This window comes from Bradyrhizobium sp. MI1.10 (assembly GCF_055811035.1).
The window spans coordinates 71,693-83,872 of the sequence record NZ_JBVVPN010000017.1; the positions used below are offsets into that span (position 1 = coordinate 71,693).

Consider the following 12,180-nt stretch of genomic DNA (forward strand, 5'->3'; position numbering starts at 1 on the left):
TGAAGTAGCAACATGACCGCATCAAGAACTGAAGCAAATGGGCCTACCGGGATCAAAGGCGTCGATGTGGCGATTGTCGGAAATGGAGCTCTGGGACTCGCCCTGGGCGTTGAACTCGCTAGGCGCAATTGTCGGGTTGCGGTGATCGGTCCTTCATCGAGGCAATGGGGTGCCTCACCTGCCGCGGGCGCGATGAACGGTTGCTTTGGCGAGGTCACTCGTGAGCTTCTTTCCAGCCGCTTTGGACGAATGAAGCTTCAGATGGATGTTGACGCGACGGCTCTCTGGAGCGATTGGATTGCCTCGCTCGCGGATATGACCGGAACAAACGCGTCGAGTGTACGCTCTCGTTCCGGGACGACGGTCATTCTAAACACGGTGGGGACATCAGCAGTAGATTCCGCGAACTTCAGGGCTATGAAATCGGCCTTGGATGAGTATCAATCTCCCTATGAACTTCTCGACGAATCCGACATCGATTGGCTGACCCCGCAGGATGGAGCCCGGGCGCTCAAGGCGCTGCACATAGCCGGCGAACACTCGGTGAATGCGGCCGTTTACCTGCCGATGATCGAACGAGCATTCGTCTCGGCGGGCGGCCTGCTCTTCAACGGGAACGCGTCAGACATCTCCTCCAAAAGCGGAAGTGTCGAAGGTGTGACCCTTGATGACGGGGCCTGGATACCAGCCAAGCAGGTCGTCCTAGCAGCCGGGGTCAAGTCGCTGGATCTTCTGAGCCGGGCTCTGCCAGAAGTCGCGCGGTACGTCCCTCCCATGGTCAGTGGATACGGCATATCGGCCGTGCTCAGGGTCGACGAGGCCGGCTGTCCATCGACAGTGACCCGCACCCCAAATCGAGCATTCGCCTGCGGCCTTCATGCCGTGCCGCGAGAGCCTGGGGTCCTGTATGTCGGCGCCACCAACATAATATCCAACGAGCCACAAACCCACGCCGCTATAGGCGATCTTCACTTCTTGCTCGGCTGTGCCCTGAAGCAGTTGCACACAGATCTGGTCTCGGCGCGCGTCATAGCTCTGCAAGTCGGCAATCGACCCGTTCCAGTCGACGGCTTTCCCCTGATAGGCGAGATCGATTCCACAGGCATCTGGATGCTGACCGGCACATATCGAGACGGTCTCCACCAGTCACCTCTATTGGCGACCAAACTGGCGGACCGGATCCTCGCCCCAGACAGTCCACCGTTCGCGCCGGAATTCTCACCCGTGCGGCGGCCACTCTGCATGGGCACACGTCAAGAAATTGTCCAACAAGCTGTGACCCACATGCTTGCGACGGGATACGAGGCCGATTGGAATGTCCCGGTCGACTGGCCACCGCGTATCGCTAAGCATCTTGAGCGGCGATACGTCGAGATTTCAGAAGAGCTTCACAGCACCTTCACTCCCCCTGCAGAAATATTGGTTTGCGCCATGATGCACGAGGGAATTCGATCAAAGCTTGACGGCTATTACAAGAACTACAACTAGCTGTCGCGCAAAGCCATGAATCACACATCCGTCGTACCACCCCAAGATGAATTTCTTGGCTCTCTGTTCGAGCATGCAGTTCAGACGCTCAAGGGCACTGGCGTCCGCGACCCCCAAGGAGACGTCTTGGCTCTTATTGCGGTCGCAGCAGCAGATGCGGGCGGAGTAAGTAAGAGCGCCTTCGCCGGTATCTTTGACAGGCTCATTGAGCAGCGCGCTCGTCGTGTTCCTCTGGAGTATCTGACCAGGACCGCTCGTCTAGGAGGATTGGATTTCTGGGTAGGCCCGGGCGCCTTCATTCCTCGACGACAATCGGAGACGTATCTTCAAGCGGCGCTAGACTTCCTTGGGAATCGGTCAACTCCGCTGGTGCTCGATTTGTGCACTGGGATCGGCGCAATCGCGCTCGCCGTTGCCCATCATCGACCTGATGCAGGCGTGTTCGGAGTCGAGCTCAGCAACGATGCGCTCGTATACGCACATCATAATGAAAGACAGCGGCTCAGCGCTGGTGACACCCCCATTCGGCTAATGCAAGGGGACGTCAATGATCCAGAGTTGTTATCGGACATGGAGGCCCGCTTCGATCTCGTCCTGGCGAATCCTCCTTATGTTCCCCCCGAGAAGACAATCCCGCCCGAATGGGCACAGTATCAGCCAGGTATGGCGCTTTACAGCGACCGAAACGGACTGGGCGTGCTTGAGAGCACTGCGGTGATCGCGGCGAGGCTCCTGAAACCTGGCGGAGCCTACTTCGTCGAGCATGGAGACGAGCAGGGCCAGGCCGTCCACGGCATTCTTGAATCCCTGGGCGTCTTCGCTGGAATGGAGACCCAAACCGATCAGGAGAACAGGCCGCGTTGGACGAAGGCAATTCGTCTCGGAGCGCCATGCTCAGTGAATGACGATCGGCGCCAATCATTCGATTATTTGGGAAACCGCAAGCACTCAGGAGCTTCCTGGTTCCGGCAACGCTTAAATCGCACGTCATCCATGATCGACCAATGCTTCGAAGAGGGCGTAACGGGCCACATCTTTGAACGCCGAGACGGCAAATCGGTGCAACTGCGAAATGGAGATTGGGCGACGGAATTCATTTCCTGTTCGTATCTGGGTCTGGAATCGCATCCAAGGCTGGTCGAAGCCGCTCGGACAGCGATCGACAGGTTCGGTGTTCATTTCTCATCGTCGAGAAACCGAATGATGCCGCCATTTCTTCCCTCGCTGGATGAGGGACTTGGACAGATTCATGGCGGTATGCACTGCTTGAGCTTTAGCTCCGTTAGTAACGTGCACATAGGCATCCTTCCACTGCTTGGCGCGGGGGGATTGTCCAGTTTCCCGATCGCAAAAGCAGGCCCCACGTTCCTAATCGAGCGAACTGCCCACGCCTCAATGCAGATCTTAAGAGGAGTTCTGGAACAAATCGGACCCGTTCGGCGCTTTGATCTTACAGCTCCGAATACTCTTAAAGAGGGGCTGGAGGCTGCGGCGTCCGCGGGCAGAACGCCTGTGATACTTACCGACGGCGTCGGTTCCATGGGCGGCTTGATTGACGTTGCGTACCTGCAAAGACTCGTGGGCGAATTCGGCGGCTATCTCTACATCGATGACGCGCACGGCACGTCAATTTCCGGAGATTTTGGCCAAGGGTATGCGGCTTCTGCGCTCGGGCCGTCGATCCCTCGAAATGCAATCCTAGTAGGCTCGCTGTCGAAGGCATTCGGCGGAGCCGGAGGATATGTTGCTCTGCCCGATCAGAACGACGTGGCTAGTGCGAGGAAGAGCGCGAATCCTCTGGTCTTCGGACATTCGATCATGCTGCCGTTGCTCGCGGCAAATGTCGCGAGCATCGGTCTGCATCTCGATGGCACTGTACTCGCGCTTCAGAAGATATTGCGAACGAACCTGCAGCAGTTTGATCGCGAGACACAGTCTCAACTCGAAAATGCTGATTTACCCACTCCGATCCGCGGCCTGCGGATCCCAAATGAGAAGCTGGCATTTGCCGCAGCAAAGAAGCTCCGGCAAGAAGGGATATTGCTGCTTCCCGCGTTTTATCCAACCGTGGCGCAAGGTACCGGCCTGCTACGCTTTGCCGTGAGTGCCTTGCACTCGCCCGAGCAGCTGTCGCACGCCGCGGAGGTTATCCGCCACGTCTCTGCAATGTGAGCTCCACCAAATACCAGGCAGACCCAGGATATGCACATGACAAGAGCCATTATCGCTCCGCGGACGAGAAGTAAAATGATCCTTGCGGAGAATCTTGACGCTTTGTCAGCGGACGAAATCGACAGCCTGGCAAAACGCAACTTCAAGAACTTGATCGCCGCGATCCGTTCCGTTGATCGCCTGCTGGAGACGTATCCCGCGCTACGCGACGTCGACACATTTGAGGGTCTGCGACATCTGGCGCCATTCTCTTCCTCAGATCTCAGCCGGGCACCGGCTTCCGATTCTTATCTCTTCAATCCTAACGATCCCGGCATCGCGCTAGGCTCGAGCGGCACGTCAGGTGCCGAGAAATTCATGTATCATTCATGGGACTACAACGACCAGGTCAAGTTCATTGGTGCGCGAGGACTCAAGGCGGCTCTGGCGAACTCTTTGCCAAAGAAGCTGGCGAACTGCGCCAGCTTCGGAGACCTTCTGGGCTCCGGAATGTTCGTCCACGACCTGGGGCAATTTCTTCCGGTACTGACGTTTCCCATAGGGATCAAAGCCCCCATCGAGCGCGTGCTAGATCTGATTCGGCGCCACCAGATTGACACCGTTGTTTCGACCCCAAAAGTCCTGACAGCAATAGTGGCGCAAGCTCCCGCCGACACGTCCTGCTTCCTCCGAAACGCCCTCTACCACAGTGGCAGCATTCAGGAGCCGGATGCGCATTTTCTCGAAGAAAGAGGATTGTTAGTGCGGGCCACCTCGTACACCACGACCGAGACGGGCCCTATCGGATACCAGTGTGCGTCCTGCGATCACTCGACTTATCACATAAATCAGGATGCGTATCATGCCGAAATTGTCTCGCCCTCAACTTGGGATCCAGTGGCAACTGGCCAATCCGGCGAACTATTGATCACTCCATTTTCCGATACGGGTATGGCCCTGTTGCGATCCAGAATTGGTGATCGGGCCACAGCGCTTACAGAGCCATGCGAGTGCGGGAGCCATACCAAGCGGATTCGTCTCGAAGGTCGGACTGCATGGTCGATCCTAATCGACAGCTTCAATATGTCAGAAGAGATTCTACTTGATGTATTGCGGCCCGCAGGGATCTCGTCGCCGGCGCAGTTTCAGTTGTCAATTACTTGGACCGGCCTGCAGTTCGCGGCTCTTCTCAGAGTCGATCAGCAGCACGTTATCGGCCACTCGGATTCCGACCTGAAGTCTCTGATACTTGCCAGACATCATCTCCGCAACGTCTTTACGTCAGGCAGATGCGAGACCTTCGACGTCAAGGCCTGTGCGGTCGAGCAATTCTTTATCACTCGAAGCGGAAAGACACCGTCGCTCCACCAAACGCACCCAAAACTTCAACTAACGGAGGGTTGACCCTTGACGGCTCCCGACGCGCTGCTTCAACCTTACCGCCGGGCACTCGACGAGTGCGACGACCGACTCCTTACCTGCCTGCGCGATCGCTTCGAGATAATTCGTCGTGTCGGTATCGTGAAGCGCAATTCCGCAATTCCGATCATGCAAGCTAAGCGAGTTGCCGAAATTGGATCAAAGGTAGCGAAGTTCGCCGATGAACACGACTTGCCGGAGCATTTCCTCAGATCGCTCTACGACCTGATAATTGCTGAGGCCTGCCGCATCGAGGAGGCGATTGTCAAAGGCGAGTGACAGTTCTGGCCGTGCCTTGTGTCCTTTCCTGCAGTCTGGAGACCTCGATGCGTACGTTGCTTATCGACAACTACGACTCATTTACCTGGAACTTGTTTGACCTGATCGGGCGCGCAACCGGGCGCCAGCCGGACGTGATCAGGAACGACACGCCCGATGACAAGGTAGATCTAAGACAGTTCGACAACATCGTAATCTCGCCAGGGCCTGGGCATCCTGCGAATGCACGAGACTTCGGCGTATGTGGCACGGTTCTGCGGCATTCGTCTGTACCCGTACTTGGCGTTTGTCTCGGGCATCAGGGTTTATGCCACATCCGCGGCGGAAAAGTTACCCACGCTCCGCGTCCATGTCACGGCGAGGTGCACGAAATCTTTCACAACGAAGCAGGACTCTTTGACGGGATTCCCTCGCCGTTTAGTGCTGTCCGATATCATTCACTGATCGTGTCGGAAATCCCTGAGGACCTGGAAGTCATAGCCAGGACGGCCGACGGGCTTGTCATGGCCGTTCGATCCCGCAATCGACCGCAATGGGGCGTGCAATTTCATCCGGAGTCGATATGCAGCGAGTTCGGGCTCCAGCTCATTCGCAATTTCGTCACCAGCTCGCCGCCAAGAGCGCTTGGCCGCTCATCCATAACACCCCGACAACAGCGATATCAGATCCTTACAAGACATTTTGCTTCGAACGTAGACCCCTCGAAGGTCTTCGAAGATCTCTACGGGGCAAACACTTCGGCCATCTGGCTGGACACCAGCCGCCCCTCGAAAGAGCACCGTTTTTCGTTCTTGGGAGATGCCTCGGGCCCGCTGTCCGAGCAACTTTCTTATTCAATGTTGCAGAAGCGACTCACAATTCGAACCAATGTCGACTCCACTACACTGGAGGACGTTGAGTTTTTTGACTACCTAAACTCGACTCTCAAGGCTCGTCGAACCGCATCCCCGCCCGATTTGCCATTCGAGTTCAATCTGGGATACGTGGGATATATCGGGTATGAGATGAAGGCGGCTGCCGGGGGGGCCATCGCCTACAATTCGCCGTTCCCGGATGCTCAGCTCCTGTTTCTCGATCGTCTGGTCGCTTACGATCACGAGCGATCAGAATATTGGTTGCTCTGCCTGACCGAGGACAATCACGCAAACGCCGCATCGGAGTGGTTAGAACAAATCGAAAATTCGATCCATGCAATTTCTACCATCCCTTCGCGCCTTCCCGTAAGTGCCCCGGGTTCAGCCAACAACATTCTCACGATGCGACACACTCGTGAGAGCTACCTTCAGAAAATCCAGGCTTGTCTCGATAAAATTCGTGATGGCGAATCCTACGAAGTATGTTTGACGAACATGCTTAGTGTTGATTGCACCGAGGACCCGCTGGCGGTGTACGCCAACCTGCGAACCACCAGTCCGGCACCATATGGAGCATTCCTAACCTTTGGCGATATGGCCGTGCTGTGCTCTTCGCCGGAGCGATTTCTATCTGTGTCGTCTAGCGGAACTGCCGAGTCGAAACCGATCAAAGGAACCAGGCCTGTTCTCTCTGACCCCGCAAGAAACCAACAGGTAATCGACGAGCTCCGTCAATCCAAGAAAGATCGAGCCGAAAACCTCATGATCGTTGATCTCGTCCGGAATGATCTGAGTCGTGTGTGCGGAGTTGGTACGGTGCATGTACCAAAGCTGTTTGAAGTCGAGTCGTTCTCACATGTGCACCAACTCGTATCGACGATCCGTGGACAACTTGACGAGACAAGGACAGCCGTCGATTGCGTCCTCGCTTCTTTTCCAGGAGGCTCCATGACAGGCGCACCAAAAGTGCGAACGATGGAAATCATAGACGAACTGGAGGAAGGACCACGAGGCGTTTACTCTGGAACGATCGGTTTCTTGGCACTCAACGGCGCAGCCGATCTTAACATCGTGATACGAACCATTGTCATTCGGGATGGCATTGCAACATTTGGAGTTGGCGGCGCCATCATAGCCATGTCTGACGAGGACGCTGAATTTGAAGAAACGCTTGTTAAAGCCCGTTCGTCGCTAGCCGGCCTTAACATCTCGACGGATATGTTAGAACCGCTCAGAGCGGAACCCTCTCGTTCGACCGTTGGAGAGCCAACGTGAGCCGCGCTCTAGTAGTTGGAGGCGCTGGAGCTGTTGGCAGTTGGCTCGCACGGTTTCTTCACATCTCGGGCAGCCAAATATCAATCTTAGATCGGGTTGACCATCGTACACGAGGTGATACGGCGATTCGTTTCAGTGCAGAGTACGTTGTCGGCGACGTGATGGACCCGAGTGCTCGCGTTGAGCAACTGCTCACGGAAATCGACGTACTCGCACTCGCCATTCCTGCGGACAAGGCGTTAGCTGCGTTGGATGTCTTGGCGGGCAGGCTAAGGATCGATTGTCTCGTGGTCGATACCCTGTCGTCCAAAGCAAAATTTAGTGACGCAGTACGGAAGAGTTTGCCGGCGTCGCCAGCGGTTGGACTGAATCCATTATTCCGACCAAGCGCCAGTAAAACTCACGGCGGTGTCGCCTGGGTGCCCTACGCCGGAGGCGATAACGTTGCTCCGCTAGAACAGCGCTTGGCAACGCAGGGACTGCAGTTGCTTCGGATGACACCGTTAGAGCACGACGAAACAATGGCGGCGGCACAGACGCTTGTTCATTTCCTCGTCCTCGCGTTTGGCGCCACGCTGCTCCACAGTGACTTCAAACTTGCAACCTTGACTGAGACTTTGCCGCCACCATTCCGCTGCCTGTCCGCTCTCTTAGCACGCGTGGTAAGCGGCGAGCCGCATGTCTACTGGGAAATTCAGAAAGATAATCCTTTTTCGAAAGCGGCTAGAGCGAGACTATTGGGAGCGCTTGCAGAGCTGGATCGGCTTATAGAAGCTGACGACTTTGAAGGTTACAAGCGACTATTCGTGCAGCTGCGCTGGTCTGGCACCATTGATATTGCGTCCTCGGAACGCGCGGGACGAGAACTGATCGATGCACTGGACCGCCTTACCCCGAAATCGCTCGATCGGTTCGCCGACGCGTCGCACGAGAACTCCTAGCTCGGCTCCGTCAGAAACCGAATAAGCACTGCCGGACACGGGAAACGCACAGACAGGCGCCGTAATGGAGATGAACTTGGCGATTGAATTTGATCCTCGCGATCCAGCGATCATCACGAACCCTTTTCCTACCCTAGAGCATCTTCGTTCCGCAGATCCAGTTCATTGGTGCAGCGCCTGGCAAGGCTGGCTAGTTACGCGCTATGCGGATGTTAAAGCGGGCCTACGCGACCCTCGCTTATCGGCCAATCGGGCCCGGCCGACCGAAGACGCTCGCACGGAATCTCCTCTTTACTACAAGTTCCAGGATCTGTGGTTCATCTTTAATGATCCGCCTGACCATACGCGTAGACGAGCGCTTGTAAGCAAGGCCTTTACGTCGCGCGCCCTGGAAGGGTTCACACCCGCGGTGGCAAGCATTGTGGACGAGCTGGTCGATGCAGTAATAGACGCCGGGACGATGGATCTCCTGGCTGACTTTGCCGAACCGCTGCCGAGATTGGTCATAGCCCAACAGCTCGGCCTTCCACGCAGCGACACTCCGCAATTGAAAGAATGGACAGAACATATAAACGGTTTCGCTTTGAGCAACCGTCGCACCCCTGAGAAGCGAAAGATTGCGACGACTGCTGTAGAACAGGCGGACCGATATTTTCGAAGACAATTGTCTCTTCGGCGGCGCGACCCCAAGCACGATCTTTTGACAGCTCTCATCGCGGCAGAAGACAGAGGGAGCGTCCTTAGTGAAGATGAATTGGTTGCTACGAGCATCCTTATGCTGGTCGCTGGTAATGAGACTGTCACCCATTTTTTCGGGAATGGCATGCTAGCCCTTTTAAGTGATGAGCCGGAGTTCAATCGACTACGAAACGCACCCGGAAACGTCGAAAAGGCCGTCGAAGAGCTGCTTCGCTACGACCCACCTCAACCGATAGACAGCAGAATTGCTAACGAAGAGATGGTCCTGCATGGACGTAAAATTCAAGCCGGCGATCGGGTCACCTTTTCACTCAGCTCCGCGAACCGAGATGCCGAACAATTTATTAAGCCAAACAAGCTCGACATTGGAAGGGAAGATAATCCACACCTTGCATTTGGTTATGGTGCGCATTTTTGTCTCGCAGCTCCGATGGCTCGGCTGCAAGCAAGGATTGGGTTGTCGACGCTGGTTCGTCGCCTCGCCAAAGTCGAACTGCAGAGCGATCCGATCGTCTGGAAAGATGATTCGTTTGGAGTGCGGGGGGTCCGCAGGCTGGGCCTGAACTTTCGTCTATAGCTCTCGCGCATTCGAAAATATGCGATCCACTATCCAGTTCGCTTAGTTCCCGATCGACACAGCCGAAGTATTGCAAGCTCGGATATCGTGGTTGGTCATAGCTACTGTAGCGCAATTGCTGCGCCAGTCTCTTGCGCGAAGGATCGTGACCCGAGAGGGCGAAGACCTTGCGGCTGCGCGCTGCTCCCGCAGCAGCATGGCGTAGAGCCTGACCGACCCAGCGGACGCGCCGACGGGAATGGCACCGCAAGCATTGCCCCTTGTGCAATGTGAGGCGTCGTCATTCAAGCCCCGGATCCTTGCTCCGGCCGCAGACAATGTCGTGAGCGCTTTCCTAAAGAACGACACCGTTCTGCTGGCCACACCTTACGCCCACAACGGTGTCGGTGTCGGAACGACGGACAAGACGGTCGTCGACAACCACAAGCGTTACGGTTAGTTTCCGCTTGGCAATCGGAAGGTTGCTTTCCGTATGAGCCGCGCTTCCCCAAATCGCTGACGCCCGAATTTTTGCTAGTCGATCTCGTCAATAGTCTCGATTCGTCGGTCTTCTTGTCCTCCTGGGCGGCGTAGCCGGCTGCCAGGAGCAAGACGACCGACATCGAAAGAACGACCTGCCTATAGAGTCGCTCGGGTCTCGACACGCGAATGTTGCTGATCTCGAGGATAGCCTTACGAATTGTCCGATCTCACAAGACAAGTCCCCCGTGCAGGCATCTTCCAAAGGTACGGGTCAGACCAGCTGGCCTATCGCGATCGAAACATTGTTGAGTCGCGTTTTCGCTTCTGAGGAGCATCGATGTTCGATGCGGCAACCACCGCGCTATTGCGCGCGGTCTTGGCCGAGGTCTGCGAGAGCGTTTCGCACCGCGAGGGTCGGAGCGCGTAGCCATGTCGCCTCAAAGATGCTGGAGGCGGCTACCAGAGGCGACGCATGGTTGAACGAACTCAGCAGGCCGGCCATGGCGCACTTTCGCGGCGCCCACGATGTGGCGCTGATTGGTCGAGGCGGCGTGAATTTCCAGGTTACGGTGCTGACAATCCTTGTGAGTTATCCGGACGGCTTCGCCGTCATGGAAGACCTGAAACGGGACATGGCTATCCTGGCGACCAGTGGCCGGGAATGGGCGGACGGGACTTGGCGCCTCGCTGCGCAGGTCCCCGACCTCGACATCTTTTCTCAAGGCTTGGTCGAGCGCATCAGCGGGAGCTGGAAGATCACGGCAAAGTGTCGGGCAGTGCTGGAGTTCATGGACACCCGCCCGGCGGCATTCGAGCCGGCCCAAACAGGCCGAACACCATGAGGCTTCCAAATCGGTATCCGATACAGCGCCAGTTCCTCCGCTGCGGCAACCCGCCGACCGTGCTAAGCGGCGGCGCGAACGCCGCGACCGCCGGCGCGAGGCGTGCGAAAGAGCGAGGGCGAACGCGTCCTGATCAAAGAAAGAAGCCGCCAGCTGGGCTCGTCGGCTTGATAGTCCGGATTGTCGAGTGCCTCCCCAGACCCACGCGTACCGCCGTTACCTTGTTTGCGGCCATGCCACCCCGATCTACCGAGCGCGTTTCGCTTCGGCCATCGGGGTGCCGAGTTGTGCATGGGGTCCTTACAGAGCCGGCAAGGCACGAAAAGAAGATGACGGCAGCCGAACCCGCGCGGCGTCGCCGGCCGCGACTGCTCCGCCGGCGCTGATCACGCCAAGTACCCCGCATTTGAATGGATGGCCCATTTCCGTCAGCTATTCGAGCGCGTGACGCGAGGAGCGACCAAGCAATCTCTCGAAAATCGGCATCACTCTGCTTCCAATCTTCTTCATCGCTTAATTGCGGTGACGGTGCTGGACTGCACTAAAATGATATGGCGCGGTTTTCAGGGCATGTTTCTGCATGGTCCGCCTCGCTCGTGTCGTCATTCCTGATCATCCCACCATGTTACGCAGCGCGGCAATGGCCGGGCGCGTACGTTCTTCGAGGATGGCGACTATGCGATCTATCGCGGTCTGCTCGCGGCGGATTGTAAGCGGCAGACGTCGAAGTGTAGGCCTGGTGCCTGATGCCGAACCACATGCATCTGATCTTGGTGCCGTCCGATCCTGACGGTCTGCACCGCGCGCTGGCCCGCGTGCATCGCGGGAACCATCCAGGTGCGGCGCAAAGTTCGCCAACTTGTAAGGAAAATGCCGCAACGGAGTCAGTTGGTGACTGACAAGGAAATCCGACAAATGGAGTTAGTCCGCTAACTGATAAGCTTTGGCCGCAAACCTTATCAGTTAGGCGGCATGTTCCAAAACATCCGAATTGTGGCTCCTGTCGCACCTGTGGTTCGCCGTTGGGCCCGATGCGACGCTAGACCAGCGGTCGGCCTGTTGAACCTCATAACCGTGAGCCTTGGGACGGGCGCTCACGAGATTCGAAGAAACCGCTCTTCGAACTTTCGGGCGCCGGACTTTCAGGGCAGCCCCAGACCTGTATAGCTAAGAAAAACGCCGGATTGAGCGTG

Annotated in this window: 7 protein-coding genes and 1 pseudogene; all 8 read left to right on the forward strand. The window is 56.6% G+C overall.

What is annotated here, in order from left to right:
- Nucleotides 1-12 precede the first annotated feature (12 nt).
- The 8 genes and pseudogenes from AC0L3K_RS19295 (at nt 13) to AC0L3K_RS19330 (ending at nt 11,120) form a co-directional block, all read left to right on the forward strand.
- Nucleotides 13-1,488: an NAD(P)/FAD-dependent oxidoreductase gene (locus tag AC0L3K_RS19295; RefSeq protein WP_473366633.1), complete on the forward strand. Its 1,476-nt coding sequence runs from the start codon at nt 13-15 to the stop codon at nt 1,486-1,488.
- 15 nt (nt 1,489-1,503) lie between these two features.
- Complete coding sequence (locus AC0L3K_RS19300) at nt 1,504-3,660, forward strand: HemK family protein methyltransferase (RefSeq protein ID WP_473366634.1); 2,157 nt, start codon at nt 1,504-1,506, stop codon at nt 3,658-3,660.
- 36 nt (nt 3,661-3,696) lie between these two features.
- Nucleotides 3,697-5,043 (forward strand): phenylacetate--CoA ligase family protein, encoded by a 1,347-nt coding sequence (locus AC0L3K_RS19305; protein WP_473366635.1) that lies wholly within the window; start codon nt 3,697-3,699, stop codon nt 5,041-5,043.
- A 3-nt stretch (nt 5,044-5,046) separates the two neighbouring features.
- Nucleotides 5,047-5,337 carry a chorismate mutase gene (locus AC0L3K_RS19310; protein WP_473366636.1) on the forward strand — a complete coding sequence of 97 codons (291 nt, stop codon included), beginning with the start codon at nt 5,047-5,049 and terminating at the stop codon, nt 5,335-5,337.
- A 47-nt stretch (nt 5,338-5,384) separates the two neighbouring features.
- Nucleotides 5,385-7,466, forward strand: a complete 2,082-nt coding sequence (pabB, locus tag AC0L3K_RS19315; protein ID WP_473366637.1) for an aminodeoxychorismate synthase component I — start codon at nt 5,385-5,387, stop codon at nt 7,464-7,466.
- The gene (locus tag AC0L3K_RS19320) at nt 7,463-8,407 is read left to right on the forward strand and encodes a prephenate dehydrogenase dimerization domain-containing protein (protein WP_473366638.1); all 945 of its coding nucleotides are present in this window, start codon (nt 7,463-7,465) and stop codon (nt 8,405-8,407) included. The genes pabB and AC0L3K_RS19320 overlap by 4 nt, the downstream gene beginning before the upstream one ends.
- Nucleotides 8,408-8,483: 76 nt before the next feature.
- Nucleotides 8,484-9,683 carry a cytochrome P450 gene (locus tag AC0L3K_RS19325; protein WP_473366639.1) on the forward strand — a complete coding sequence of 400 codons (1,200 nt, stop codon included), beginning with the start codon at nt 8,484-8,486 and terminating at the stop codon, nt 9,681-9,683.
- A 1,013-nt stretch (nt 9,684-10,696) separates the two neighbouring features.
- Nucleotides 10,697-11,120, forward strand: a pseudogene (locus AC0L3K_RS19330) (hypothetical protein).
- The last annotated feature ends 1,060 nt before the right edge of the window (nt 11,121-12,180 follow it).

Bases quoted from the DNA above. Each gene is read 5' to 3' on its own strand.
- pabB (WP_473366637.1), top strand. From the start codon at position 5,385: ATGCGTACGTTGCTTATCGACAACTACGACTCATTTACCTGGAACTTG.
- AC0L3K_RS19295 (WP_473366633.1), top strand. From the start codon at position 13: ATGACCGCATCAAGAACTGAAGCAAATGGGCCTACCGGGATCAAAGGC.
- AC0L3K_RS19305 (WP_473366635.1), top strand. From the start codon at position 3,697: ATGACAAGAGCCATTATCGCTCCGCGGACGAGAAGTAAAATGATCCTT.
- AC0L3K_RS19300 (WP_473366634.1), top strand. From the start codon at position 1,504: ATGAATCACACATCCGTCGTACCACCCCAAGATGAATTTCTTGGCTCT.